Source organism: Bradyrhizobium sp. Y36 (genome assembly GCF_002531575.1).
Taxonomy (GTDB): Bacteria; Pseudomonadota; Alphaproteobacteria; order Rhizobiales; family Xanthobacteraceae; genus Bradyrhizobium.
Genome location: NZ_NWTI01000002.1, coordinates 307,397 through 333,535, shown reverse-complemented (window position 1 = coordinate 333,535; position 26,139 = coordinate 307,397). Strand labels below are relative to the sequence as shown.

27 protein-coding genes and 2 tRNA genes are annotated in these 26,139 nt (G+C 65.8%); 13 read left to right on the top strand and 16 right to left on the bottom strand.

Annotated features, from left to right (window positions below):
* Positions 1 to 9: 9 nt before the first annotated feature.
* Entirely contained in the window at positions 10 to 600 is a 591-nt protein-coding gene (locus tag CO669_RS05105) for a TMEM175 family protein (protein WP_097658683.1), read from the bottom strand.
* 127 nt (positions 601 to 727) lie between these two features.
* Here CO669_RS05105 and CO669_RS05100 point away from each other — a divergent pair, with 127 nt between their 5' ends.
* The 4 genes from CO669_RS05100 to ppk2 all read left to right on the top strand — a co-directional run bounded on the left by CO669_RS05100 (position 728) and on the right by ppk2 (position 6,160).
* Positions 728 to 2,785 carry an ATP-dependent helicase gene (locus tag CO669_RS05100; protein ID WP_097658682.1) on the top strand — a complete coding sequence of 686 codons (2,058 nt, stop codon included), beginning with the start codon at positions 728 to 730 and terminating at the stop codon, positions 2,783 to 2,785.
* Positions 2,786 to 2,841: 56 nt separating this feature from the next.
* A complete protein-coding gene (locus tag CO669_RS05095; protein WP_097658681.1) occupies positions 2,842 to 3,822 on the top strand; it encodes an NADPH:quinone oxidoreductase family protein in 981 nt (326 codons plus the stop codon).
* A gap of 96 nt (positions 3,823 to 3,918) precedes the next feature.
* Positions 3,919 to 4,953, top strand: a complete 1,035-nt coding sequence (locus CO669_RS05090) for an LLM class flavin-dependent oxidoreductase (protein WP_097658680.1) — start codon at positions 3,919 to 3,921, stop codon at positions 4,951 to 4,953.
* Positions 4,954 to 5,026: 73 nt separating this feature from the next.
* A complete protein-coding gene (ppk2, locus tag CO669_RS05085) occupies positions 5,027 to 6,160 on the top strand; it encodes a polyphosphate kinase 2 (protein WP_097658679.1) in 1,134 nt (377 codons plus the stop codon).
* 136 nt (positions 6,161 to 6,296) lie between these two features.
* Here ppk2 and CO669_RS05080 read toward each other — a convergent pair.
* Positions 6,297 to 6,382 (bottom strand) — tRNA-Tyr (locus CO669_RS05080).
* A 217-nt stretch (positions 6,383 to 6,599) separates the two neighbouring features.
* On the opposite strand from CO669_RS05080, the gene rlmB reads away from it, so the two are divergent.
* Positions 6,600 to 7,430, top strand: coding sequence for a 23S rRNA (guanosine(2251)-2'-O)-methyltransferase RlmB (gene rlmB, locus CO669_RS05075; RefSeq protein ID WP_097658678.1), 831 nt, complete (start codon positions 6,600 to 6,602; stop codon positions 7,428 to 7,430).
* A 63-nt stretch (positions 7,431 to 7,493) separates the two neighbouring features.
* Here rlmB and CO669_RS05070 read toward each other — a convergent pair whose 3' ends face one another.
* Both CO669_RS05070 and CO669_RS05065 read right to left on the bottom strand, forming a co-directional pair.
* A complete protein-coding gene (locus tag CO669_RS05070; RefSeq protein WP_097658677.1) occupies positions 7,494 to 8,009 on the bottom strand; it encodes a hypothetical protein in 516 nt (171 codons plus the stop codon).
* Between the two features lie 43 nt (positions 8,010 to 8,052).
* Positions 8,053 to 8,538 (bottom strand): hypothetical protein, encoded by a 486-nt coding sequence (locus CO669_RS05065; protein WP_097658676.1) that lies wholly within the window; start codon positions 8,536 to 8,538, stop codon positions 8,053 to 8,055.
* 277 nt (positions 8,539 to 8,815) lie between these two features.
* Here CO669_RS05065 and CO669_RS05060 point away from each other — a divergent pair, with 277 nt between their 5' ends.
* Together CO669_RS05060 and CO669_RS05055 are read left to right on the top strand one after the other, a co-directional pair.
* Positions 8,816 to 9,310: a hypothetical protein gene (locus tag CO669_RS05060; protein ID WP_097658675.1), complete on the top strand. Its 495-nt coding sequence runs from the start codon at positions 8,816 to 8,818 to the stop codon at positions 9,308 to 9,310.
* 163 nt (positions 9,311 to 9,473) lie between these two features.
* Positions 9,474 to 9,548: transfer RNA gene (locus CO669_RS05055), tRNA-Thr, on the top strand.
* A gap of 13 nt (positions 9,549 to 9,561) precedes the next feature.
* Here the strand turns inward: CO669_RS05055 and CO669_RS05050 are convergent.
* From CO669_RS05050 to CO669_RS05040, 3 genes are all read right to left on the bottom strand, one after another.
* Entirely contained in the window at positions 9,562 to 9,978 is a 417-nt protein-coding gene (locus CO669_RS05050) for a GFA family protein (protein WP_097658674.1), read from the bottom strand.
* Positions 9,979 to 10,094: 116 nt separating this feature from the next.
* Positions 10,095 to 11,924: an outer membrane protein assembly factor BamB family protein gene (locus CO669_RS05045; RefSeq protein ID WP_097658963.1), complete on the bottom strand. Its 1,830-nt coding sequence runs from the start codon at positions 11,922 to 11,924 to the stop codon at positions 10,095 to 10,097.
* 94 nt (positions 11,925 to 12,018) lie between these two features.
* Positions 12,019 to 12,732: a class I SAM-dependent methyltransferase gene (locus CO669_RS05040; RefSeq protein ID WP_097658673.1), complete on the bottom strand. Its 714-nt coding sequence runs from the start codon at positions 12,730 to 12,732 to the stop codon at positions 12,019 to 12,021.
* 86 nt (positions 12,733 to 12,818) lie between these two features.
* On the opposite strand from CO669_RS05040, the gene CO669_RS05035 reads away from it, so the two are divergent.
* Positions 12,819 to 13,580 (top strand): dienelactone hydrolase family protein, encoded by a 762-nt coding sequence (locus tag CO669_RS05035; protein WP_245444165.1) that lies wholly within the window; start codon positions 12,819 to 12,821, stop codon positions 13,578 to 13,580.
* Positions 13,581 to 13,798: 218 nt separating this feature from the next.
* Here CO669_RS05035 and CO669_RS05030 read toward each other — a convergent pair whose 3' ends face one another.
* On the bottom strand, positions 13,799 to 15,496 hold the full coding sequence (locus CO669_RS05030; protein WP_097658672.1) for a methyl-accepting chemotaxis protein: 1,698 nt from the start codon (positions 15,494 to 15,496) through the stop codon (positions 13,799 to 13,801).
* Positions 15,497 to 16,215: 719 nt separating this feature from the next.
* Between CO669_RS05030 and CO669_RS05020 the strand changes: the two genes are divergently transcribed.
* Entirely contained in the window at positions 16,216 to 16,584 is a 369-nt protein-coding gene (locus CO669_RS05020) for a hypothetical protein (RefSeq protein ID WP_097658961.1), read from the top strand.
* A 293-nt stretch (positions 16,585 to 16,877) separates the two neighbouring features.
* Positions 16,878 to 17,132 (top strand): hypothetical protein, encoded by a 255-nt coding sequence (locus CO669_RS05015; RefSeq protein WP_097658669.1) that lies wholly within the window; start codon positions 16,878 to 16,880, stop codon positions 17,130 to 17,132.
* A gap of 27 nt (positions 17,133 to 17,159) precedes the next feature.
* Here the strand turns inward: CO669_RS05015 and CO669_RS36590 are convergent, their stop codons facing one another.
* The 4 genes from CO669_RS36590 to CO669_RS04995 form a co-directional block, all read right to left on the bottom strand.
* Positions 17,160 to 17,402, bottom strand: a complete 243-nt coding sequence (locus CO669_RS36590; protein ID WP_097658667.1) for a DUF6719 family protein — start codon at positions 17,400 to 17,402, stop codon at positions 17,160 to 17,162.
* A gap of 252 nt (positions 17,403 to 17,654) precedes the next feature.
* A complete protein-coding gene (locus tag CO669_RS05005) occupies positions 17,655 to 18,362 on the bottom strand; it encodes an outer membrane protein (RefSeq protein ID WP_174718921.1) in 708 nt (235 codons plus the stop codon).
* A 285-nt stretch (positions 18,363 to 18,647) separates the two neighbouring features.
* On the bottom strand, positions 18,648 to 19,082 hold the full coding sequence (locus tag CO669_RS05000) for a hypothetical protein (protein WP_198963842.1): 435 nt from the start codon (positions 19,080 to 19,082) through the stop codon (positions 18,648 to 18,650).
* A 211-nt stretch (positions 19,083 to 19,293) separates the two neighbouring features.
* Positions 19,294 to 19,662: a His-rich protein BRANT gene (locus CO669_RS04995; RefSeq protein ID WP_097658663.1), complete on the bottom strand. Its 369-nt coding sequence runs from the start codon at positions 19,660 to 19,662 to the stop codon at positions 19,294 to 19,296.
* Positions 19,663 to 19,906: 244 nt separating this feature from the next.
* On the opposite strand from CO669_RS04995, the gene CO669_RS04990 reads away from it, so the two are divergent.
* Positions 19,907 to 20,449: a tetratricopeptide repeat protein gene (locus CO669_RS04990; protein ID WP_097658661.1), complete on the top strand. Its 543-nt coding sequence runs from the start codon at positions 19,907 to 19,909 to the stop codon at positions 20,447 to 20,449.
* Positions 20,450 to 20,560: 111 nt separating this feature from the next.
* Complete coding sequence (locus CO669_RS04985; RefSeq protein ID WP_097658659.1) at positions 20,561 to 21,946, top strand: serine hydrolase domain-containing protein; 1,386 nt, start codon at positions 20,561 to 20,563, stop codon at positions 21,944 to 21,946.
* Here CO669_RS04985 and CO669_RS04980 read toward each other — a convergent pair.
* Positions 21,936 to 23,504: a S10 family peptidase gene (locus CO669_RS04980; RefSeq protein WP_097658657.1), complete on the bottom strand. Its 1,569-nt coding sequence runs from the start codon at positions 23,502 to 23,504 to the stop codon at positions 21,936 to 21,938. The two genes, CO669_RS04985 and CO669_RS04980, sit on opposite strands and share 11 nt — an antisense overlap.
* 243 nt (positions 23,505 to 23,747) lie before the next feature.
* On the opposite strand from CO669_RS04980, the gene CO669_RS04975 reads away from it, so the two are divergent.
* Positions 23,748 to 24,527 (top strand): NAD kinase, encoded by a 780-nt coding sequence (locus CO669_RS04975; RefSeq protein ID WP_097658655.1) that lies wholly within the window; start codon positions 23,748 to 23,750, stop codon positions 24,525 to 24,527.
* Here CO669_RS04975 and CO669_RS04970 read toward each other — a convergent pair.
* Genes CO669_RS04970 through CO669_RS04960 form a run of 3 tightly spaced genes read right to left on the bottom strand, consistent with a single transcriptional unit; the run spans position 24,521 to position 25,979 of the window.
* The gene (locus CO669_RS04970) at positions 24,521 to 25,105 is read right to left on the bottom strand and encodes a hypothetical protein (RefSeq protein WP_097658653.1); all 585 of its coding nucleotides are present in this window, start codon (positions 25,103 to 25,105) and stop codon (positions 24,521 to 24,523) included. The genes CO669_RS04975 and CO669_RS04970 overlap by 7 nt on opposite strands.
* Before the next feature lie 53 nt (positions 25,106 to 25,158).
* Positions 25,159 to 25,413, bottom strand: a complete 255-nt coding sequence (locus CO669_RS04965) for a helix-turn-helix domain-containing protein (RefSeq protein WP_097658651.1) — start codon at positions 25,411 to 25,413, stop codon at positions 25,159 to 25,161.
* 2 nt (positions 25,414 to 25,415) lie between these two features.
* The gene (locus CO669_RS04960) at positions 25,416 to 25,979 is read right to left on the bottom strand and encodes a DUF2975 domain-containing protein (RefSeq protein ID WP_097658649.1); all 564 of its coding nucleotides are present in this window, start codon (positions 25,977 to 25,979) and stop codon (positions 25,416 to 25,418) included.
* Positions 25,980 to 26,139 lie beyond the last annotated feature (160 nt).

Here is a 26,139-nt window from a genome sequence, read left to right as displayed (position 1 = left end):
GCTGTCGCCCTACGCATCGGGCCCGGTCCGCGCACCGTAGAAGCGCTGGATCAGGAGCCCGCCGAAGGCGACGAACCACAGGAAGGGCGCGACATGCGGCGCGAATGCCGCCACGATCGTGCCCGGAATGAACACGAGCAGCGGAAACAGCGAGGCCATGATCTCATGCCGCCAGCCGCCCAATATCCTCCACCATAGCCAGGCGTTGAGGCCGGCGATCGAGGTCAGATGCAGGCCGTAGAGCACGGCGACGGCGCTGCTCATGGGATAATTGGTGTAAAGGCCGTTGGTCACCGGCAGCAGCACGATCGAAAGAAGAAAGAACAGGTTGAGCATCACCGCGCCGCGGCTGCCCACCGGCTGGCGCGCCAGCCGCCGGTGATGGCTGATCCAGAACACACCGGCGATGATGAAGCTGAGCGCGAAGCCTATCAGCTTGCCGGAATAGACCCGGGCAAGATCGTTCCAGTCGGGCGCGCCGGCGAACACGGCCGCCTTGGGCAGGTCGTAAGCGAGCAGCGTCATGGCCACGCCAAAGATGGTGTTGCTGAGCGATTCCAGCCGCCGCATCTCGAACTGGTCGGGCGTAGGTTCGGTCATGCCGGGTACACTTTTCGGGCTGGAACTTGGGGGCCATCTTTCCCCTAGGTCTTAGCATCGGTTCCGTCCAGCCGCATTGCGATTCCCGCCGGGATCGCCGACTCTCGCCCTTTCACCGGGGCGATTCGTGGCGACATATCTGGACACGCTCAATGCGGAGCAGCGCCGCGCCGTCGAGCATGGCGTGGCTGATGGAGCGACCGTGGGCGCCCCCCTGCTCGTCATCGCCGGGGCCGGCTCCGGCAAGACCAACACGCTGGCCCATCGCGTCGCGCATCTGATCGTCGCAGGCAGCGACCCGCGCCGCATCCTCTTGATGACATTTTCCCGCCGCGCCGCCGCCGAGATGGCCGGCCGGGTCGAGCGCATCGCCCGCAAGGTGCTCGGCGAGAACAACGCCGCGATCATGCGCGACGCCCTCACCTGGGCCGGCACCTTCCACGGCATCGGCGCGCGGCTGCTGCGCGAATATGCCGAGCGGATCGGCGTCGATCCCGCCTTCACCATTCACGACCGCGAGGACTCTGCCGACCTGATGAACCTGGTCCGGCACGAGCGCGGCCTGTCGAAGACCGAGAGCCGCTTTCCCGCCAAGGGCACGTGTCTTTCGATCTACTCGCGCTGCGTCAACGCCGAGATGGAGATCGAGAAGGTGCTGGGGGCGCACTATCCCTGGTGCGCGGGCTGGGCCGCCGAGCTGAAGGGCCTGTTCGCGGCTTACGTCGAGGCCAAGCAGGCCCAGCACGTGCTCGATTACGACGACCTCCTGCTCTACTGGTCGCAGATGATGAGCGATGCGCTGATCGCCGAGGAGATCGGCGGCCGCTTCGATCACGTCCTGGTCGACGAATACCAGGACACCAACCGCCTGCAATCCTCGATCCTGCTGGCGCTGAAGCCTGACGGACGCGGGCTGACCGTGGTCGGCGACGACGCGCAGTCGATCTATTCGTTCCGCGCCGCCACCGTGCGCAACATCCTGGAGTTTCCGCAGAGCTTCTCGCCCCGCGCGGAGATGATCACGCTCGACCGCAATTATCGTTCGACGCAAGCGGTGCTGGCGGCGGCCAACGGCGTCATTGGCCTCGCCCGCGAACGCTTCACCAAGAATCTCTGGACCGACCGCAGCTCGGGACATAAGCCGCAGCTCGTCACCGTCCACGACGAGGCCGACCAGGCGCGCTACATCGTCGAGGAGGTTCTGGCGAACCGCGAGCAGGGCGCGCTGCTCAAGCACCAGGCGGTGCTGTTCCGCACGTCCTCGCATTCCGGCCCGCTGGAAATCGAGCTGACCCGCCGCAACATTCCCTTCGTCAAGTTCGGCGGGCTGAAGTTCCTCGACGCCGCCCACGTCAAGGACGTGCTGGCCTTGCTGCGCTTCGCCGAGAACCCGCGCGACCGCGTCGCCGGCTTCCGCATCCTGCATCTGCTCCCGGGCATCGGGCCTGCGACCGCGCAGCGCGTGCTCGACCAGATGTCGGAGAGCACCGATCCGCTGCATGCGCTCGGCCAGCTTCCCGTCCCGGCGCGCACGGGCGACGACTGGACTGCCTTCGTCCGCACGGTCGAGAATTTGCGCTATTCGGAATGGCCTGTCGATCTCGAGCGCGTGCGGCTCTGGTACGAGCCGCATCTGGATCGCCTGCACGAGGATTCCGAGACGCGCCGCGCCGATCTGATGCAGCTCGAGCAGATCGCGAGCGGCTATGCCAGCCGCGAGAAGTTCCTGACCGAGCTCACGCTCGATCCGCCCGATGCGACCAGCGACAAGTCAGGTCCACCTCTGCGCGACGAAGACTATCTGATCCTCTCCACCATCCACTCCGCCAAGGGCCAGGAGTGGAAATCCGTGTTCGTGCTCAACGTCGTCGACGGCTGCATGCCGTCCGATCTCGGCGCCGGCACCTCTGCCGAGCTCGAGGAGGAGCGCCGCCTGCTCTACGTCGCGATGACGCGCGCCAAGGACGATCTGCACCTCGTCGTGCCCCAGCGGTTCTTCACCCACGGCCAGGCCGCCAAGGGCGACCGCCACGTCTACGCCTCGCGCACCCGCTTCATCCCGGAGCCGCTCGTCCATCTGTTCGACCGCACCGCCTGGCCGAAAGCAGCAAGCGGCGCGGCCCGCACCGCGGCGCAGGGGCCGAAGATCGACATCGGGGCGCGGATGCGCGGAATGTGGCGGTAGACACAAGAGGCTGGCCTCGGGACCTGTCAGGATAGCTGCAACAACAGAGGTCCGACATGAAAGCCGTCGTCGTCGAGCAATACGCCCCCATCGATCAGATCGAGCTGAAGGACGTCCCGCCGCCGTCCATCGAACCCGGGCAATTGCGCGTTCGCGTGGAGGCTGCCGGAATCGGCTTCGTCGACGGTTTGAAGATCGAGGGACGCTACCAGACCAAAGATCCCCTGCCCTTCATTCCCGGGACGGAGTTCGCGGGCGTTGTGACGGACGCGCCCGGCGCACCCGGCGGCTATCAGCCCGGCATGCGCGTGATGGGCATGACGCGGTCGGGCGCGCTGGCCGAGGAGATCGTCGTCAGGCCCGAAGCGCTCCACCCCCTGCCCGACGGCGTCGCGGCCGAGATCGCCGCCTCGTTCCGCGCCAATTATCTGACCGCACTCTATGCGCTGAGCGCACGCGCCACGTTGCTCGCAGGCGAGCAGCTTCTGGTGCTGGGCGCGGCCGGCGGCACGGGCATCGCGGCCGTCCAGATCGGAAAGCTGCTCGGCGCCCGCGTGATCGCGGCGGCATCGACACCGGACAAGCGCGAATTCGCACAGGCGCATGGCGCGGATGCCGTGATCGACTACACGCAGGCCGGCTGGCGCGACACGCTGAAGGAACTGACGGCGGGACACGGCGCCGACGTGATCTTCGATCCAGTCGGCGGCGAGATCTCGGTGCAGGCGTTTCGCTCCATCGCCTGGCGCGGCCGTCATCTCGTGGTCGGCTTTGCCGCCGGCTCCATCCCCGCGCTGCCGTTCAACCTGCCGCTGCTGAAAGGCGGCGCGCTGCTCGGCGTCGATCTCGCGCAGATTCCGCTGCGCGAGCCCGAACTGCAGAAGCGCCTGATGTCGCAACTGACGGGCTGGCTCGCCGACGGCCAGCTGAAGCCCGTGGTCGGTCGCGTCTTCGCGCTGGAGGATTTCCGGGAGGCGTTCAGGACCATGCAGACGCGCGGGGCACTCGGCAAGATGGTGGTGCGGGTCACGCGATAGACCTCACGAACGGAAACCGAGCATTTCCGAAAGCCGCCTTGTGGGCCGGCGGTCGGCCATTAAATCTGGCCGATCCTTCCCGCAGAGACCTGATCGATGACCGCACCGCTCGAATTCGGACTGGACACCTTTGGCGACGTCACCAGGGACGCCTCCGGCGCCATGCTTGCCCATGCGCAGGTGATCCGCAACGTCGTCGACGAGGCCGTGCTTGCCGACGAGCTCGGCCTCGACTTCATCGGGCTCGGCGAGCATCACCGCGCCGACTTCGCGATCTCCTCGCCCGAGACCGTGCTCGCGGCGATCGCATCGCGCACCCGGCGCATCCATCTCGGCTCGGCCGCGACGGTGCTGTCGTCGGACGATCCCATCCGCGTGTTCCAGCGCTTTGCCACGCTCGATGCGCTCTCGAACGGACGCGCCGAGGTGATCCTCGGACGCGGCTCGTTCACCGAATCCTTTCCGCTGTTCGGCTTCGACCTGCGCAAATACGAAGAGCTGTTCGAGGAGAAGCTCGATCTGTTCGCCGCACTCTTGTCGCAACAGCCGGTGAACTGGGAAGGCAAGCTGCGCCCGCCGCTGCGGGACCAGCTGGTCTATCCCCCGGTCGAGAACGGCCGGCTCAAGACCTGGATCGGCGTCGGCGGCAGCCCGCAATCGGTGGTGCGCGCCGCACATTATGATTTGCCGCTGATGCTCGCGATCATCGGCGGCGATCCCGCGCGCTTTGCGCCCTTCGTCGATCTCCATCACCGCGCCGCCAAGGAATTCGGCCGCCCCGCGCAGCCGATCGGCGTGCATTCGCCCGGCTATGTCGCCGAGACGGATGCGGAGGCGCGCGAAGAGCTGTGGCCCGACTATAAGGCGATGCGCGACCGCATCGGCAAGGAGCGCGGCTGGCCGCCAATGGGCCGCGACGAGTTCGTGCATGAGGCCGAGCACGGCTCGCTCTATGTCGGCTCGCCGGAAACGGTCGCGCGCAAGATCGCCAAGACGGCGAAGACGCTCGGCATTTCGCGGTTTCAGTTGAAATATTCGGCGGGCCCCCTGCCGCACGAGAAGCTGATGAAGAGCATCGCGCTTTATGGACGGAAGGTGGTGCCGATGGTGAAGGAGATGCTTGCCGCTTGATCCACGTCAACTCGCCCGATCGGGCTTTCGCTCTAGAAGAGGGATTCCCAGTGCATCAGGACAAGCAAGGCGAATGGCACCTCTTTCCAGCAAGTCCCCTCAGGCGCGCCGCCGGAAGGCCCCCGGCAAACCGGCAGCGAAGGTCAAGTCGGCAAGCGCGCGGACGAGCGCGATCGAGCTGACGGCGGTCGAAAGGTCTTTTGCCGAGCAGTCGTCATCGGCCGCGCTGCAAACCGAGATGGCGGCGCTCGACAGCGTGCTGAAGGGGCCGCCGGCCCTTTCGCCGGACAGCGAGCCGGTGCAGGCCATACTGACCGGCGCGGCGCCTGATGATGCCAAGCGTCTCCAGGCGATGCTGGCGGGCAAGGAAGCCAAGCGTGCGAGGCGCATCACCAGCGACGAATTGGCCGACGATTGGCGGCTGGGCGGTTACCCCTACAAGTCGCGAATGTATCGCCGCGACTACGAGGAGCAGAAGTTCGTCCTTCAGACCGAGCTGCTGAAATTGCAGAACTGGATGAAGGAAGGCCGGCAGCGCCTCGTCCTGTTGTTCGAGGGCCGCGACGCCGCGGGCAAGGGTGGCGCGATCAAGCGCTTCATGGAACATCTCAATCCGCGTGGCGCGCGTGTCGTGGCTCTGGAAAAGCCGAGCGAGGTCGAGCGCGGCCAGTGGTACTTCCAGCGCTACGTGCAGCATCTGCCGACCGCCGGCGAGATCGTGCTGTTCGACCGCAGCTGGTACAACCGGGCCGGCGTCGAGCGGGTGATGAGCTTCTGCTCGCCTGGAGAGTACGACGAATTCCTGCGTCAGGTCCCCGAGTTCGAACGCAATCTCGTGCGCAGCGGCTTGCACCTCATCAAGTTCTGGTTCTCGGTCAGCCGCGAGGAGCAACGCCGCCGCTTCAAGGAGCGTGAGGGCCATCCGCTGAAGCAGTGGAAGCTGTCTCCGATCGACCTCGCCTCGCTCGACAAATGGGACGACTACACCCGCGCCAAGGAATCCATGTTCTTCCACACCGATACGGCGGACTGCCCCTGGATCGTCATCAAGTCCGACGACAAGAAGCGCGCCCGCCTCAACGCGATGCGCTACGTGCTGCACGCGATGCCCTATGCGGGCAAGGACAGCAAGCGCATCGGCATGGTCGACGATCTCCTGGTCGGGCGCGCGAACGTCATCCACGAGCGGGAAGAGCATGGGAAATAGGAGAGCGGCCGACTAACATTTGTCGACACAGTCCGCCTACGCCCTGACGGGCTACGGCGCGACAGCCTTCACTCGCTTCGCGCTACGAGTACTTGCGCTGGCTTGCCGAGCCGTAGCTCGCGAAGCGAGCGAAGGCTGGTGGGGGAGGCAGGACTCGAACCTGCGAAGCCATGAGGCGGCTGATTTACAGTCAGCTCCCTTTGCCACTCGGGACACTCCCCCGCTCGACGGCAGCACAATCGGGCCGGACCTTGCCGGCGGACCGAAGACGGCCATGGAACGTGAAGGCCGCGACAGCCCGGATGGGGGCGCGACCGGGCGCGTTTATGGGCGATGCGGTGGGGCAAAGTCAACCGACGCGTTCGGGGAAAATGGCCCATAATGGCCTCGGGAGATGGCCAAATTGCCATATTCCGGAACCCGTGACACAAGCGCAGCCATGAACGATCGAAAATTCGCACCCAAGGGCCGCCGCCGGGACGGTAAGCCCTTCAAAAAGGCCGAGAAATCGGCCGGCCGCCCGCCCTGGCGCGACCGCGATTCGGCAACCGACGGGCCGGTCATCCTCTATGGCTGGCACTCCGTTTCCATGGCGCTGGCCAACCCTCAGCGCCGGATCCGCAAGCTGACCTTGACCGAGAACGCGGCCAAGCGCCTGGCGGATGAGAACATCAAGACCCGCGTCACCCCCGAGATCGTCCGGCCTCAGGAGATCGACCGGCTGCTCTCGCCCGACGCCGTGCACCAGGGCCTGCTCGCCGAAGCCGATCCCCTGCCCTCGCCCGACATCGAGACCCTGAAGCAGGAAGGCATGGTGCTGGTGCTAGACCAGATCACCGATCCCCATAATGTCGGGGCGATCCTGCGCTCGGCGGCGGCGTTCGCGGTCAAGGCGATCGTCACCACCGCACGCCACAGTCCCGAAGCGACCGGCGTGCTCGCCAAGGCCGCCTCCGGCGCGCTGGAGCTGGTGCCCATGGTGACCGTTCAGAACCTCGCGCGCGCACTCACGGCGCTCAACGACCGCGGCTTTCAGACCGTCGGCCTCGACAGCGAAGGCAGCGAGGATCTCTCGGACGTCGCGCTGCGCGAGCCGCTCGCGCTGGTGTTGGGAGCGGAAGGCAAAGGCCTGCGGCAGTTGACGCGCGAGACCTGCAGCGTCGTGGCGCGGCTCGACATGCCCGGCGAGATCAAGAGCCTGAACGTGTCGAACGCGGCCGTGCTGTCGCTCTATGTTGGCGCCAGCCGGCTGGGGCTGATGAAGCGGTAGAAAAGCAAAACGCCCGTCCGCATTTTTGCGAACGGGCGTCTCGTCAGGTCAACCGATCAGAGATCAGTAATAGCGGCGCAGCACGCGATGGCCGCCGTAATACGGCGCGTGGCGGTGGGCGTAGCCATAGCGCGGACCGTAGCCGTAGTGCACGCGCGGCAGATAGCCCACGCGCGGGCCGTAGCCGTAGCGATACGGACGGTAGTACGGGCGATGATACGGCGCCACGGCGGCGCGATAGCCGTAGCCGTAGCCGTAATTGGCGGGCGCGACGACCGCGTCTTCACGGTAGGTCGGATACGGCGCGAAGGCGCCGGGGCCGGTGTAGGTCGGGCCCTGGTTGACGTGGTAATACTGCGTGGTGGGCTCGGCGAGACGCTCATAGGCGCCGTAGCCGGCGCCATAGCCGTAGCCGTAGCCGTAGCCGGCACCATAACCGTAGCCGCCGCAACCGGTGTTGCAGCCGGAATAGACCGGCGCGACCGGCTGGCACGGATTGAAGCCGCAGGCCGCGGCGGGTGCCACTCCGACGAACATCACGGCAGCCGCCGCGACCAGTCCCGAAATCATCTGACGCATTACTCTCTCCTGTTGATTTCCGTTTGTTGGATTTGGACGTTTCTTAACCCGGCGGTCTGCCGGGGACTTGGGCACGCGGCCGCGGCCGCGGCGGCCGCGGACGATCGTTGATCTCGGGCGCGTAGATCACCGGCGGCGGATCGACAGGCGGATCCATCTGCGCCGGCAGCGGCGCGGATTGCGCGCCCCAGCTCTGATGATAGCTCTCGGCAGGTTTCGGCAATTTGCGGTTCGCGGGCGGCTCGACCTCGAGCCGGCCGTAGCCGGGCCGCAGGCCCATCGTCGGATAATAATGACCGACATCGGACGGCTGCCGCTCGGCGATGTAGCGCCCGCCATAGATCGTGGGCTGCACCTGGATGTCCTTGCCGAGGCCCCAGGTCCCTTCGATGACAGTATAGGAGGCGTCGATATTGTTGATGATGATTGGCACGCCGGGCCGGCCGGGCACGACGATATCGAAGCCGCTGCCGGCAAATGCCGTCGCGGGCAGTCCGATCAGAAAGGCAGCGAGCGCCACAGCACGCATGAGGGGACCCCGGTTATGCGGCCGCAACCTAACCGATCCCTGGGAGGAGAGGGTTAAGGCCCGCTCACCAAATTCCGGTAAGCCTAATGTGTAAGGATTGCGCGCCGCTCAAATGCTGCCAGGCGAGCTAGCGAAGCGTTAACGGCGCTTGACGCCGCCAGCGGAACCGCAGTCTCACATTGGTTTGACCGTCACGTCTCGAAATCCACCGATTTCGTCGGAACGTCCGGCGCCGCCAGCGTTTAGCCCCCATCAACAAACTGGGAGCCAAACAACCATGACCTTCAAACTTCTCGGCGCCACGGCGATTGCGGCAACCATGCTGGCAGGCTCTGCCATGGCGCAGGCCGTCGTCAACGAACCCGGCCGCTGCGCGGCGCAATTCCCCAACGCCAATTGCCAGAATCTCGGTCCCGGCAATCCCTACACCGATCGCGGATACCGTCACCATCGCGCGTCCTATCGCCAGACCAATTCCTATCGTCAGGCCAATGGCGACTGGAATAACGACTGGAACAGGAGCCGCACCGGCTTCTGGCCGACCGACGTTGCGGCCGGCGTCGCCGGCGCCGCGATCGGCACTGCCGGCGCGATCGCCTCGGCGCCATTCCGCGCCTGGGACAATTCCTACGCCTACGACAATTCGTGGGACAACCGTGGCTGGGACAATCGCGGCTGGGACACCCGCACCTATGCCCAGCGTAACGGCTTCGTCTGCACGCCCGGCACCTGGTTCAAGGGCGAAGACGGCCGCCGGCATATCTGCCAGTAAGGCGATCGAGAGCGAGCATCGGATCAGGCGGCCTTCGGGCCGCCTGATCCATGCCCGCAACCATCATCGCGGGTTCTGGCACTTTCCAACCAAGTCTGATATTGCGACGCGCGGGCGGACAACCCGGCGCATCTGCCGAGCCCTGCCCTGCTTCCCCAGCGTCGCCGGCTTAGCTCAGCGGTAGAGCAGCGGTTTTGTAAACCGAAGGTCGGGGGTTCAATCCCCTCAGCCGGCACCAGCTTCTGATACCCTCAGCTCGAATTCTTCTTCGCCACGCTGCCCTGCTGAGAATGCTCGGCACCTGCGATCTCCACCCAGCCATGTTTCGACTGTTCGAACACCGATCTGATCGGTGGTGGAAAGTCCGGATCCGCGATGGCGCCAACGGCAACGCCGATCATCCCAGGCAGATTGTCGGCTTGCCAAAAGACCGTTGTGCCGCAGTCGGGACAAAAATGGCTACGGACCTTGCCGCCGCTTGCGGCTGTCCTGACGTATTCCTGTGACGGTCCTGAAATCGTGACGGCGTGCGCCGGATAGAAGGCGCCGACACCGAACGGCGCGCCGGTTCGGCGCTGGCAGTCGAGGCAATGACAGGCGACGACGAGCTGCGATGGTCCCGGCAGCGACAGTGAAAGCATACCGCAGCAGCATCTGGCATCGATCATTGAATGCGCTCTTCGTTCTGGACGGATGCGAAATTGAAGGGCGGCCCTTGCCCGGGCTCAGCGCAGCAACACCAGCATTGCAGCGCGTCCGGGACACGAGAGCGAACGCGTGACGCTCACTCCGTTCCGACCTCGAACGCCAGCAGCACGTTGCCGGCGACGCCGCTCCATTGGCCGTAGCCGGAATTGGTGTAGAGCATGCCGCCGGCGATGACGGGGCCGGGGCCGTCGATCGCGCCGCCATGGGCGGGGATGCCGTTCACCGCCTTGAAGTCCCGCGCGGTGTCGAACTCCCAGAGCAGCTTGCCGTCGGTGGCGTAGGCGCGCAGGAATCCGCTGACGCCGCCGGAGAACACGACGCCGGGGATCAGGCTCACCGCCGCGGAGAGCGCCGGGCTGCATTGAGGACGGTCGCCACAGGCGATGGGCGGCACCTCCATCACGACTTTCCCGCTGGCGAGATCGAGGCCGAACAGGCCGCCGCCTTGCGTGGAATCGAGCTGCCGCGTGCCATCACGCATGAAGCGCACGTCGGAGTTGGCGACATAGATGCGCTCGCCGTCCGCGGCCGAACCCCACTCGCTGCCGCCGAGCGAACCGCCCTTCCCGATCCTTGTCTGCCACAGGATCTTGCCGCCGTCGTCGGGATCGAGCGCGTGCACGACGCCGGACTTTTGCGCGATGGCCAGGATGCGCTTGCCATCGCGCAAGGTGACGAGGACCGGCGACTGGCCGAAATCGTGATCGGGCCCGGGCTCATCGGGACAATTGGTCTTGTCTGCCATGAAGCACGCCACGACGAAGGCGTCCTTCAGCGTTGCCTGCTGCTTCCACAGCAGCTTCCCGGTTGTCAGCTCGAACGCGAGGATGGAATCGGCGGTCGCAGCCGGCGGGTTCGAATAGGAATTGCTGGTCGCCACATAGACCGCGCCACGCTTCGCATCGATCGTCGGCGCCGACCAGATCGCAGCGCCCGAGGGCCCGAACAGCTGCGTGCCCCGGGCATTCCTGGTCGTGGGATGCGGGATCTCGGGAATCGTGTAGGCCTGCCAGATCGTCTTGCCGGTCGCAGCTTCCAGCGCCACCACGCTGCCGCGGAAGGTGCAGCATTCGTAGGAGGCTTGCGAGCCGGCGGCCTCCTCGAGCGAGGACACCGGCACGTAGAGCACGCCATCGTGCAGCGTCGGCGCACCGGTGATGCGCGCGGCCGCATGCTCCTCCACCTTCGTCTTCCAGATCAGCGCACCGGTCAGCGCGTTCACCGCATAGGCGTTGGCGCGCAGGTCGCCGAAGAAGATCGCGTCCTGATCGGAGCCCGGAAGCTTCGCAAAGCTGATTGCGGCGCGCACCGCTGCATCGATCGCCAAGGTCCACAGCGTGCAGCCGCTTCGCGCATCGAGCGCATGCACCTTGCGATCGGTGCCGCCGATGAACAGCATCCCGCCGACGATCGTCGGCGGCGCGAACGACACCGAGGCCCCGGGAAAGGCATAAGCCCATTTCAGCCGCAGGTGCGGCACCTGCTCCGCCGTCAGCCCGGCCATGTCTGCCGGCTGGAACCGGCTGTTGGCCGCGTCGACGCCCCATCCGTTCCAGCGCGGACCGTCGAGGGCTTGCGGGAAGCCGCTCGCCTGCTGCGCGCAGCGGCCGTCCGCGGCGGCGGCGGCGCCAGCCGGCATCTTGCCCGTGACGAAGGAAGCTATCGCGCGGCGATCGGCGTCGCTGCGGTCCTTCGCCATCGCCGCCATGCTGCCTGTGGTCAACGTCCCCAGCACATGGTCGAACGACATCGCCTGCAGGGCGCTGCGGCCGGGCACACGGGCCTGCGCATCGCTGTCGTGGCATTGCGCGCAATGCGCGGCATAGAGCGCGGCCCCGTCCTGCTGCGCCAGCGCCGGCGCGCTGCACCAGATCGACAACGCGACCAGGACGGCACGTAGATTCATGGTGGGCTCCGGCATGCGACGGGAGATCGCTCACACAACCCGAAGTCTATCGCCGGTGCGATCGAGTCCGCAATGGAGGTTGTGCCCGCAGCTGTCACACATCCGTGGCCATGCGGACGGGATCCGGCAGGGCGTCCAGCCGCCACAGCCCGAGACTCTTGTCGCGCCAGCCGCCGTCGCCCTCCTCGCAGCGCTCGTCGATCAACTCGCGCGGCGCGGGCCAATTGAACGGCGCCTTCGTCAGGTTGAGCGCACGCCAGTCGCCATCCTCGCAATCGCCGTTGTCCTCCCATTCCGGAAATGTCGTGGCGAGCAGGTATTGCGCGCCGCTGTCGCGAAAGCGGCTGATGACGCGCGCGATGTTCTGAAAGCTCAGATGCACCAGGCAGTCCCGGCACAGGATCAGATCGGCACGCGGCAGCGCATCACGCGTGACATCGGCAATGAGGAATCGGCCGGTCAGTTCGCCGTCCGCCACGCGCCTTTTGTTGGCGGCGATCAGCGAGGGCACGATGTCGACGCCGATATAGTCGAGGTCGAGCTTGACGCGGCCGATCCAGCCCGCATCTCCGCAGGGCGCATCGAGCAGCGAGCGCGCGCCGAGCCGCTGCAACAGCGAAGGAAGCGCGCCGCGGATCGCGGCGGTGGCCATGTCCTCCGAACCGAGCCCCGACACCGAGCCGGCAGCGCCCCAGAGGTTCGTCCGCTCGATCCGCTCGAACCTTGCGGCAAGATCCAGCCCTGAGAAATTGTCGCGATCGGCGACGAAGCGTTCGTGGGCGAGCACGGGGGGACGATTGGGATTCATCGAAGAGGGCTCGCGTCAAGATTCCGTCGCAAGCGCACTATACAGGCGAGAGATCGCGCCCGAAATCCCTGCCAGCGAGTTCACTGATGATCACGCGCCGAACCGCGTTGACCGGCCTCGCCGCAATACTGTCGCCCGTCACCGCGCGGGGAGCGACCATTGAACAATTCGACGTCACCTCCGGCCATGACAGCCTGACCGTGTCGCGTTATGCGGCGGCTACGGCCGGGAAGCGTCCTGCCGTGATCGTGCTGCATGGCTCCCGCGGCATCGAGCTCAGGCTCCGCGCTTATGAGCGATATGCCGATGCGCTGTCAGTCAAGGGCATCGACACCTATTTCCTTCGCTACATGACGCCGGCCGATACGGCGGAGTTGATGGCGAGGTCCAGCACGGCTGAGAGCCGGAAAGCCTATGACGCAGAGCGGTTCGACGGTTGGGCCGATACGGTCTCTGTCACCGTGACGACCATCGTTGGCCGACCCGACAGTTCCGGACGCATCGGCCTGCTCGGCTTCTCGCTGGGCGGCTACATCGCCGCCGACGCCGCCGCGCGTGACATGCGTATCGCCGCACTCGCGGTCCTCTATGGCGGCATGCCCGACGCTATGGCCGCCAACGTCAACCACCTGCCGCCCCTGATCGCACTGCACGGCGAGGCGGACAGGAACGTACCGGTTGCGAAGGGACGGCAACTGGTCGCGCTCGGCAAGTCGGTGGGCGCCGAGGCCGAATTCGTGCCCTATCCAGGCAAGGCCCACGGCTTTGATTTCTCTGACACCGACCCGATGACGTTCGATGCGATCGACCGCGTCACGCGGTTCTTCCAGGCGAGGCTCTTTGCCTGACCGAGGCGGGTTTCCGAAGACGGCCTGACCTCAGATTGGATCGGCGTTCAACATGATGTAGCATGCGCGTGCAATGCGCTCCACCACGCCCCGAGAAAAGGCCATGATCGCCGCCGGCGCGGTGACGGCCGTCGTCATGACGGCCATGCTGCTCGTGTTCGTGCTCGGTTTCCTGCTGGCTTGATCGCGCGCGCGGCGAACGTACGCCGCCATTATGCTCAGGCCGAGCGCACGGTCCGCAGGAATTTGCCGACCTCGTCCTTCAGCCGGTTGCTGTCGCTCGCCAGCATCTTGGCGGTCGAGAGCACCTGCGAGGAGGCCGAGCCGGTCTCGGCCGCGCCGCGCTGCACGTCGGTGATGTTGGTGGAGACCTGCTGGGTGCCGTGGGCGGCCTGCTGCACGTTGCGCGAGATCTCCTGGGTCGCAGCGCCCTGCTCCTCGACCGCGGCGGCAATCGTCGACGACACCTCCGACAGCCGCTCGATGGTCACGGAGATGTCGCGGATCGCGTTGACGGATTCCTGCGTCGCGGTCTGGATGCCGGTGATCTGCTGGCTGATCTCGCCGGTCGCTTTCGCGGTCTGCTCGGCCAGCGTCTTCACCTCGGAGGCGACCACGGCAAAGCCGCGGCCCGCCTCGCCGGCGCGCGCCGCCTCGATCGTGGCGTTCAGCGCCAGAAGGTTGGTCTGGCCCGCAATGGTGTTGATCAGCTCGACGACGTCGCCGATCCGCGTCGCCGCGACCGAGAGCTCGCTGACCCGTTCGGTCGTGGTGCGGGCCTGGGCGACGGCCTCACCCGCCATCCGCGCGGATTCCTGCACCTGACGGCTGATCTCGTTGACCGACGAGGACAGCTCTTCGGTGGCGGTCGCGACCGACTGCACGTTGCCGGTGGCCTCGCCCGAGGCGACCGCGACGACCGAGGTCAGCTCCTGCGCGCGCTGCGCGGTGGTGGCCAGCGTCGAGGACGAGGCTTCGAGCTCGGTGGACGCCGATCCGACGGTGTCGATGATCTCGCCGACCGCACGCTCGAAACCGTCGGCGAGGTTGACCATGTCGCGGCGGCGCTGCTCGGCGGCCTGCTTTTCCACTTCGAGCTGCGCGGCCTTGAGACGCTCGACCTCGAGCCCATTGGTCTTGAACACCTCGACCGTTCTCGCCATCTCGCCGATCTCGTCGCGACGCTCCTTCTCGGGCACGTCGGTGTTGAGATCGTTGCGGGCGAGCCCCTCCATGGCGCGCTTGAGCCGGGCGATCGGCTGCGACATCGCCTTGAGGCCGATGAACAGCGCGATCGCGATGCCCAGGATCAGGCCGCCGGCGCTGACGCCGACCGCGGTCCAGGTCGCGGCGCGCGCGTCGCGGTTGATGGCCTCCTTGCGCTTGGCGACGGCCTGACCGGTTTCGGTGGTGAACTGGGCAATGCGTGCCAGCGCCGCATCGAGCAGCGGATCGCACTCCTTGTGTGCGCGGTCGGCGGCTTTGGCATTCTCTTCCGTGCTGCTGGCCTGCGATCCCGCCTTCAGCACCGGGTCGCAGCCCGCGAACGCGGCCTTGAGCTGGTCGCCAATGCTCTTGATCTGGCTGGCGCGCTGCGGATCATCCTGCTCCGCCGCGTCCAGGTATTGACGGATCTCGTCGCGGTTCTGGTTGGCGGTCTTCAGGCGAGCCACATTGCCGGCCTCGGTTGCCTCGGTGAAGACGGCATAGAGCGCGGCATGGTATGTCTCGCTGCGGCGCTGCGCGCGCGCAAGGTTGAGCGCGGCGGATTGCGCGGCGGCCAGTTCGCCAAAGCCGTCGACGGTTGCGGAGAGTTCGCGCACGCCGAAGCCCGCGACCGCGATCATCGCGCAGCCCATCACCGCCACGATCAGCGCCACCTTCCAGACGATCTTCAGATTGTTCAAAAAGCTCATTTCCGCCGCCCACCAATGTCCTGCCAAGGCATAAGCCCTGCACCGTGCATTGGAACCCGGGGTCGTTAAGATTTAATGCAAATCGAATGCGTCCGCTTACGGGAAGATAACCCTTCCGCGTCCCGACGTAAGCTTCGCGCAAGCTTGACCCGCTGTCGCTCACGCGATCCGGAGCCTGGCGGCAGCGGAACCGCGGCGAGCCTTCAGCCGTTGTCGGCCCATGCGGATCAGAGAAGAAAACCGAAACATGTTTCTGCTGGCGACCGTGACGCTGTGCTGTGGCGCCGTGGCCGGCACGTTGACCCTGCTTGAGCCAGTGCTTCGACCACAGCCCGAAAGGCTGGTCGCCGAGAGATCGATGACCGATGTCCCCCGGACGTCGGATCTAACGCCGGTTCGGGTGGTGGGCGCCCCGTTCGAGCCCAACGTCAACCCGCGCCAGCGCTAGCGGGCTCACCTTGGCGACGCCTCCGTGCCCTCCTCGGGCCGGGTTTGCGCACGCGCCAATTCCTCCACGAACGCGATCACCTCTGCCCGCTTGTCGGGCGGCAGCGACAGGAACGCGCGGATGAGCCTCAGGCCCTCCGCTTCGTCCGAACGGTCTGTTCCGGAATCCATTTGTCCACTTTCGGGCGACCGGGAAAAATATGCAATCCCTTGTCAACCGTCTTGATTCGACGCAGCCGCTTTGCTGGAATGGGGGGTGGCTGAGGTGGATCATGAAATGGATCAGGGAACGCGACGCACTGATCGCGCAGACACTAGCCTTCGTCCAATCGGTAACCGGCAAAAAGGATGATGTCTTTCTGCCTGAGGGGACCCATGTCGCGTCGACGGTGACGACGGAGGTTGTCACTGTCGAGACCGTCACCGTCGCGGTCGAGAAAGCTCCCCCGCCGCCCCCGCCCGCGCCTCTCCCGCCAGCGCGGGCGATCGGCGACTTCCGCACCGAGATGCAGGCCCGCATCGCCAGTTTCCGCAAGCATCAGGAGCGGTTCGAGCGCGAGCGGGAGGAGTATTGTGCCGAAACCCTGACCAAACTGCGCGCCGCCATCCGCGACGCCTCCGGCCCATTGGTCAAGAAATAGGCCGACCGGCCCCTACAACCAGGACCAGACCAGGAAAAGATTGGCCGTGCAGGCGCCGAATAGCGCCAGCGTCAGCGGCAGGAGCATGTGCCCGCAGGAGGTTTTCAGGTCGCTCGTCATGGCCGGAAACATCCGCTGATTCCGCCAAACGAGTCCCAGGGATTCTTTTTTTCGCGATTCAGGACTCGTTAAGGACTCAGGGCCCGGCCCCCTGATCACGGCGCCGTGATCAACTTCCCCCTGGAACCTGTCAGCCCGCAAGGTCGTTAACGGGTTTTCCGGAGCGGGAAGAAATGCCCTACGCCCTGTTCTGCAACGACGCCCAGATCAGCAAGGCCTATCCGAGCGAGTCCGACGTCTGGAAGCTCGCGCAGCGGAGCGGCCTGGTCGTGGACGTCAGCGCCGACGACGACCGTCCAGGGCCGCGTCGGGTGCTCGACAATGATTACGAGATCAGGCCCTGCCGGGCCGCCCACGGCGAGGACCCCGCCAAGAACAAGGCCGAGGCCGAGCGCCAGTCCCGGACCGAGCTCCAGCTCAATACGTGAAGTTCGACCGGCGGATGCCGCTGGTTGTCAGGGCGTCGCCGCCGCAAGGGAGGCCTGCTCACCCGGCATGGCCACGCAGGCCTTGCGGCGATGCAGCCCGCGGATGGCGCCGGTGACCTTCAGAACCTTGCCCGACGGACAGGATGCGTCCTTGACGAAAGCCACCTCGTAAGGTGCCAGCATCAGAGGCTCGGATTTGAGGATTGTCTGTGCAGAGCACGGCATGGAAAAGAAGCACGAGAGCGCTACTGCCGACACCAAGATACGCATGTCCGTCGTCCCACCAGCCCGGTAATTCTCATATAACGCTTTCCGGAGCGCGAGTTCCGTAAGCGGCAAAAATTATTTTTGCTTTACCCGGATCCCATGACGCGCGTGAGAAGGCGCGCGCCGGAATGTTCGTTTGCAAATGACGCGCCAGATGGTTCACGCATTGCAAACGCGGGCGGGCTGACCGGAGACGGCGGACAAACGAAAGGCCGGCAGAGCCGGCCTTTGTCAGAGTTTGATCGCGGTGGAGGGTCAGTAGCGCGAGGCTGCCGGACCGCCCCAGCCGAAGCGATAGTTCACACCGACCTTGACGGTATGCTCGTCCTCTCGGCCGCGGACGCCGACGATGTCGGCCGGACCGGAGGTGAAGGTGGTGCTGCCGAAATTATAGTACTGGTATTCGGCCTTGGCCGACCAGTTCGGCGCGAACATGTATTCGAGGCCGGCACCGACGGTGTAGCCGTCCTTGCTGTTGCCGGTGGTGGTGAAGGCCTGCGGTACTCCGGCAACGTTGACGCCGAGACCGCCATTGCGCCAGGCGTAACCACCCTTGGCGTAGAGCAGCGTCGGACCCCAGGTGTAGCCGATGCGGCCCGTCACCGACCCGAGCTGGTCCGTGTTGGAGGTCACCTGCGTGCCCAGCGGGAACGTGACACCGTTATTGTTGGTCGGCAGCCAGGAATACTGGGCCTCGATACCCACCACCCAGTTGGGGGCGAACTGGTAGTCGAAGCCGCCCTGCACGCCGCCCAGGAAGCGGGCGTCGCTGGACTGGAAGCTGCTGTCGCCGGCAAACGCGCCGCCGACATGGCCGCCGATATAGAAACCGGTCCAGTTATAGATCACCGCCGGCGGCGTATAGGCCGGAGCCTTGGCGTAGGTGCGCGGTTGCATGTCCGCGGCTGCAGCCGGCGCCACCAGCGCAAGCAGGGCGGCTGCACCCAGCAAAATCGATTTCATGATCATCCCCGTTCTTTCATTTACGACACTCAGGAAACAACGTGGCGTGAATTGGGTTGCTTCGCGGCGATGCCGGAACGTTGATCGTTCGTTACTGTGACGGAGTGGCAACATCGCGATTTTGTTCCGTCACGAGGCCCCGCGCCGGCTGTTTTTATTGCCTGCGCGGCTCTCCGTAACGATTTGTCGCACGACGAAATCGCCCCGTTCAAAGCTCCCCGAAATGTGATCCGGCAGCTCCGGCGGCGATCCTTGTAACACCAGGCGATGAAGGCGGGCTTTGTGCTACCGCGCCATCTTTTCGAGTTCCGGAAAGGGTGCGTAAACCGCACCGGCGCAGAGCTCGTTGGTCCGGTCGACGACACGGTCCGCCCGTCCGTTGACGAAGATGACGGCGCGCTCGCGCATGGCCTTGTAGCTGCCGTCGCTCTCGCGCGGGGTGAAATGCAGGCAGCTGACGTAGAACTGCCGGCCGCCGACCTCGCGCTGGACCGGCTCGGCCATGCTGGCCTCGCGCACGCCGACCGGGTTGTTCAGATAGGTGCGCATCAGCGCCAGCGTGTCACTGCGGAAATTGTCCGGGAAGGGCTGCGGCCCGCCGGCCTGGGACCCGCCCATGAAGGTCGGACGGTCACTGTCGCTGCCGAAACAGGCGGCAAGCGCCAGCGGCAAGGCCAGGATCAACGCCAGCCGCACCGTATGTTTCGCCAATCGCCCCACAGGTCACGCGCTCCGCTCGAACAGACTCGAAAGCCGTTCTAGCCGCTCGGTTGCGCGAAGGGAATTCGCGTCCGCAAGGGCGGCATTGCGACCAACGCACCGTCCCGCCGCCGGCGTCTTGCGCTGTCGCGCAAGGCGCCGGGACGGGACGGGCCTGAAGCCCTGACGCGGCGGCGGGGCAATGCGATGCCGCCGCGTGCAGGATCAGTCGTTAGCTGCGCTTCTCGAGGGTCGCCGGCTTGGTGAGGTCCGGCTGCGCCTTCTGCGACTTCTTGGCCGACAGATGCTTGTGGTGATGGCGATGCTTGCGCACCGTCTTGTGCTCGTCCGGCGTGACGGCCGCGTTGGCATTCATCGCCTTCGACTTGGTATCCACCTTGGCGTCCGCCTTGACGTCGGGCGCCTTGGTGTCGGCCTTGACGGCGGCTTCGGGCTTCGCGGTGGTGGTCGAGGCCTTCGTCTGGGCCTGGTCCGCCTTGATCACCGGGGCGGTCGTGGTGGTCTTGCCGGTCTCGGCGGCGAAGGCCGGGGCTGCGATCACGGAAGCGGCGAGCAAGGCTGCGGAAATGGTCTTCAGCATGGTGGTCTCCTCTTGGAAGGATCTCGAGGCGGCGCCCTCTCGCTACCCCTTCGATCGTAGGTGGGAGCCTAGGGGGCGGGCGCTGAACCCGATCTGAAGCCGATTGCAGGCTTCCGTTCATCTCGATGACAAGTTTGTCATCTGCGCCGGGGGATCGTGCGATGCGGGAATGTTTTTGCCGGACGGGTGTTCCGGTCTTCGGGCAATCGTGTAGGATCGCCACGTTCCATACGGGAGAACTTCAATGCGCAAACTCTCAATGCTTGTCGTGCCGGGTCTCGTCGCCATGTCGCTGGCGGCCGCACCGGTGCTGTCCAGCGCCTATGCCGCCGGCAGTGACGAGCCCTCCTCGCCGCCGAAGTCGGACTCCTCGTCCAAGAAGGGCAAGAAGAAGAGCTCTTCCGTCAACGATCCGAAATTTCTCGCTGCCTATCGCACCGCCTACACCACGATCTACGACAACCACGACTACACCGGCGCGATCGGCCAGCTGAAGTCCCTCAAGCGCGACGACGTCGCCGACGTCGCCAACCTGATCGGCTACTCCTATCGCAAGCTCGGCGACTACCAGTCGTCGAAGGTCTATTACGAGCTGGCGCTGAAGGACGATCCGAACCATGTCCGCACCTGGCAGTATTACGGCCTCTGGCAGCTCGAGCAGGGCAACCGCGAACAGGCGCAGTACCACCTGAACAAGATCGCCTCGCTCGCCGGCACCGACAGCTCCGAGTATCGCTCGCTCGCCGCGGCGCTCGACAAGCCGACCGGCGCGACGCTCGTCTACTGAGACAATCGCATCTTCGAACGACGCGAACGGGCACCCCCCCAGGGGTTGTGCCCGTTCTGCTTTCTCGGCTAGCTTTGCGCACCAAATCTCCCCCAGCAAATTGGTAGCGCAATGGACCCGTGGCTGCGATCCGCGATCGACTACATTAGCTCCTGGATCGAATTCCAGCAGACCACAATCCAGCAGCCCGGCGTCTTGCTCGCTTTTGCCCATCGCGGCGAGGTCGTCGCCGAGCACGCATTCGGCCTCGCCAATCTCGACACCGGCGAAAAGCTCACCCCACGCCACCGCTTCCGCATCGCCTCGCATTCCAAGAGTTTCACCTCAGCCGGCATCATGAAGCTGCGCGAGCAACGCAAGCTCCGGCTCGATGATCCCGTCGGTCAATATGTCAGCGGACTGCATCCGCGCGTGGCCGAGACGACGATTGCGCAGGCGCTCTCGCACAGCGCCGGGCTGACGCGCGACGGCGTCGATTCCGGCCAGTTCACCGACAACCGCACCTATCTGAACGCGAAGGAGCTGATCGCGGAGCTGAAGCTGCCGACCACGATCGCATCAGGCACGCGCTTCAAATATTCCAATCACGGCTTTGGCCTGATGGGTCTCGTGATTGAAGCGATAACAAAGGAGCCCTACCCGGCCTGGATCAAGCGCGAGATCGTCGAGCCTGCGGGCCTGCGCGAGACCGAACCTGACGCGCCGCTCCCCAAGGGCGCGTTGCTTTCGCGCGGCCACACGCGACGCATGCCGTTGGGCCTGCGCGGCGTGATCCCCGGCGACAATCCCACCCATGCAATGGCGTCCGCCACCGGCTTTGCCGCCACCGCCGGCGACACCGCGCGCTTCTTCAATCAGCTTGCCCCCAACGCGAAAAAGAGCGTGCTGTCGGTTGCCAGCCGCCGCGAGATGACGCGGCATCACTGGCGCATTCCGCAGACCCTTGAGGCCTATTATGGCCTAGGCGTCAACGCCGGCAAGACCGACGGCTGGGACTGGTTCGGCCATGGCGGCGGCTTCCAGGGCTACGTCTCGCGGACCTGTTCGATCCCCGCCTGTGAGCTTTCGATCAGCATCCTCAGCAACTCGCTCGACGGCGCAGCGCCGTTCTGGATGGACGGCGCGATGCAGATCCTGCGCGTCTTCAAGAGCCGCGGCGCGCCCGACCGTCGCCTGCGCGACTGGACCGGCCGCTGGTGGACGATCTGGGGCGCGAGCGATTTCGTGCCAATGGGCAACCGCGTTCTCGTCGCCAATCCGCAGTTCAACAACCCGTTCATGGATGCCACCGAGATCGAGGTCACCGGCCGCGATACCGGCAAGATCGCCTGGGGCGCCGGCTACGCCAGTCACGGCGAGCCCGTCCGCCGCATCCGCAACGCCCGCGGCAAGGTCAGCGACGTCTGGGTCGCGGGCGCGCATGTGAAGCCGGGGAACGTTCTCGCCAAGGAAATTGAGCGCAGGTACAAGCCGCGCAAGCGCCGGCCTATTCCCTGATCATCCCCTCGACCTCGCTGCGAAACGCCTGGCGCGAGCCGCCTTGGGAATAGAACATGTGGCCGCCGGGATAGACGACGAACTTCACGCGCTGCGTCGCAAAGGCCGGCATCTGGTCGAGCACCCGCTTCGTTCCGAAATAGGGCGTGGCGAGATCGAACAGGCCGTGCGCGACCAGGACGTTCAGCTTGGCGTCGGTGGCGAGGATCTGGCGCAGCTCGGACACCGATTGCGGCGGGTTGATGCCGCGGCCGAAATCCCAATGGCCTTCCACCGCGCCGTTGAGCACTTCGTAGGAGCCGTCCGGCCGCCAATTGAGCTTGCGCGAGAGCACGTCGACCGCAGCGCTCGTCAGCGGCGCCTGGAGCGCATCGCCCGAGGGGTCGCCGAACCGCGAGCTGCTGGAATCCGGATAGGGATCGAAGCCGCGCACCGAAGCGTCGTAACGTCCGGTCACCTTGCCGTTCTTGCGGTCGAACTCGCGGCGGAATTCACCGACGTCGAAGCGGCCGGCAAGCCTGCGGCTCACCGCCTGGTCGATGCCGGTGAGCGCGGCGACCCTGTCGGCCAGACGATTGGTGGCCTCCTTGTCCGCCTCGCCCTTGACGAGGTCGGCCAGGAATTCACCGCGGGCGTAGGCTTCGACGTCGGCGAGATCGGCGCGCTTGACCGGTCCCTTGGCTTCACGGGCCACCGCCACGTAGCTCGGCAGCGTCGCGACATATTGCAGAAGGCTGGTGCCGGTGAACTCGCGGAAGTCCAATAGCGGCGACACCAGGATCAGGCCCTTGATGCCGACGCCATGCTGGATCTGCAACTGACGCACGACCTTGGGCCCGCGAATGCCGCCATAGCTTTCGCCCGCGACGTATTTCGGCGAGGTCAGGCGGTCGTGCTTCTCGAGCCAGCGGCGGATCACCAGCGCGATGGTGTTGACGTCGCCGTCGACGGAATAGAACGATTTTCGCGCATCCTCGCCGCTCGCCACGAAGCGGCTGTAGCCGGTGCTGACGGGATCGATGAAGACGAGGTCGGTGAAGTCGAGCCAGGTCTCCGCGTTCGGCTTCACCTCGGGCGAGGCGGACGGCGACAGCCCATCGCCATCAAGCGGCAGCCGCCACGGACCGGCTGCGCCGAACTGGAGCCACGCCGAGGACGCCCCGGGTCCGCCGTTGAACAGGAACGTGACCGGCCGCGTGGCGCGGTCAGCGCCGTCGAGCTGATAGGACGTATAGGCGATGTCGGCAAGCGGCTCGCCCTTGCCGTCGAACACGCGGATGGAGCCGGCGGTTGCGGCGAAGTTGAGGGTCCGGCCGGGCAGATCCAGCGTCTGCTGCGTGGTCGAATCTGGCGGAAGACGATGCAGCTCGGCCGCCGACGGCGCAGCCTGCATCGCGCTTTGTGCGTTGCCGGCGCGCCCACCCTTCTGTCCCGCGGGCGAGGCGGCCTCGGCGCGCGGCGGCTGCGGATCGTCCGCGCGCACGACGCTCGCGAGCGCGACCGTGGACACGGCCAGCACCAGCCCGGTTCGTCGCAGCGTCGGCAAGATCGTGAGCATGATTGGTCTCCCTGCCCGGCTGTCATAGCCGATGCACGGCAAAGCTAGCGAGGAATTGCGACGGTTTGCGGGATCATTGGTCGATGGCGCAGCCTCGGCTGGCTCAAATCAACCCGTTTTGTTCTCCGAGAACGACAATCGCCCGTTTGCCTTGAGGGGCGGTCGTCCTCGACAATGCAGGCCCACCTCGTATAGACGAGCGCGGCGGAACTTTCTCCAGCCAGCGGCCCTGCCCGACAAGCCATGACCAAGCCCCAGCGATACGACCGGATCGCCTTCGTCGCCAGCCCGAGCAGCGAAGCGCAGGCCGCCTATGTCCAGCTCACCAGGGACTATGGCAATTGCGCCCTCGAGGAGGCCGACATCGTGGTCGCTCTCGGCGGCGACGGGCTGATGTTGCAAACGCTGCACCAGAACATGCACACGGGAAAGCCGATCTACGGCATGCATCGCGGCACCGTCGGTTTCCTGATGAACGAATACGCGACGCACGATCTGCGCGCGCGGCTCGAAGCCGCGCACGAATCCGAGATCAATCCGCTTCTGATGCGCGCGACCGACGTCAACGACCGCGTCCATCTGCACCACGCCATCAACGAAGTCGCCCTGTTCCGGCAGACCTACCAGGCCGCGCGCCTGCGGATCATGATCGACGAGCGTGAGCGCATGCCGGAGCTGATCGCCGACGGCATCATGGTGGCAACGCCGGCCGGCTCGACCGCCTACAATCTGTCGGCGCAGGGACCGATCCTGCCGATCAACGCCGCTCTCCTGGCGTTGACCCCGATCAGCGCGTTTCGCCCGCGCCGCTGGCGCGGCGCGCTGCTGCCCAACACCGCCTATGTCGTGATCGAGGTGCTGGAGGGCGACAAGCGCCCCGTGGCGGCGGTCGCCGACCATGACGAGGTACGCGACGTCCGCCGCGTCGAGGTCTTGTCCGACAAGACCATCTCGATGCGGATGATGTTCGACCCCGGCCACAGTCTGGAAGAGCGTATCTTGCGCGAGCAGTTCGGCTACTGAGCGCAAGGCTGGATCGAGTCCAGGCCGCCCGCCAGAGCGGGATCGGAGAGCATGTCGAAATCCCTGACGACGGGGACGAAGCTCTGCGTCTCCGAGGTCATCAGATAGATCGTGACGGGCAGCGAGGCCTGCGGCGCCGCGTTCGCGCGACAGAATTCCTTCGCCGCCACGCCGAGCCCCATCGACCCGCGCCTGCCTTGCTTCCCCTGCTCGACCATGGCGGCGCGCAGCGCTTCGAAGCGGGCCGCATCGCCCGGTGACAAGCGATAGGCGTAGGTTGCCGAGCCCTGCGGCGGCGCTGGCAGGCCGGCACGATCTCGCGCCTCGCTCATCTCCACCATGGCAAAACTCGTCTTGGCCTCCGCCTCACCCGCCACCTTGGTGACGACGTCGAGCTTGACGCCGCCCGAACGCGGCCGCAGCGCCGCTGGCAGTTGCACGGCGACGCGCAGCATCGACAGGTCCGTCGTCTTGGCATCGATGCGCGCCAGCCGCGGGATCGATGTCAGCGGCACCGAGCTGCAACTGGCAAGCGCGAGCGCAGCCGCGCTCACAAGAACGCGCGCGAGGCGGTTCATCGCAGAGGTCTCCAGTCCAGAGTTGAACGGGGCTTGAGTTGAAACGGGGTTGGCTAGGCCGACTTGCGGCCGGCCGCGCGCGCGTCCTGCGCGTCGTCCGCGCTGTCGGGGACATATTCCAGGATGTCGCCGGGCTGGCAGTCGAGCACGGCGCAGATCCGCTCCAGCGTGTCGAAGCGGATGCCGCGCACCTTGCCCGACTTCAGCAGCGAGACGTTCGCCTCGGTGAGCTCGATGCGCATGGCGAGCTCGCGCGACCTGATCTTGCGCCGGGCGAGCATGACGTCGAGATTGACGATGATCGGCATGATCAGATGATCTCGCTGTTCTCGTGCCAGAGGCGGACGGCATCGGCCATCACGGTGGCGAAGGCGACGAGTGCGAGGCCACTCAGCACCGACAGCACCTGCGACTGTTCGATGCCGAACATGACCACGATCTGGCCCGGCTCGTTCGCTCGCGTCAAATTGATCGTGGTGAGCATCTGCACCAAGGGCGAGATCAAGGCATTGGCGATCAGCGCAAGGCCCATCCGACGGATACGCCAGGCGTTCCCGGTGACGAAGACCTCGCCGCGCGCAAACCGGGAGAACAACATCGAGAGCTGCCACAAGGCGTAGAGCACGGGTGCCAGGCCGACCAGGCTGATCAACGCGCCAACGAGGCGCGTGCCGGGATGGAGCGTGTAGGGCCGTGCACCGAGCGGGGACTGTGTCGCGATCCAGTGCCGCAACAGCTCGTCGCTCGACCACAGCAGCGGCACGGCGAGCACCGCCCCCGCAACGCAGACCAGCGCGCCGATGGCCACGATCCGCCCGATGCGGCGCAGCCGCGGCTCGACCGGTGCGGGGTAAGGAAACGCGATCACGCTCATTAGACTGGGTCTCCGTTCAATCGAGTATTTTTATTGTTTTACGATAAAAAATGGCGAAATTACGATATTGCAACGCCCCTCCCCAGAAGGCGTCTCGGAAGGCCGCAGCAACCCTTCGTTAACCGCCGCCACGATATGGTTAACGAAGGTTGACCGCTTT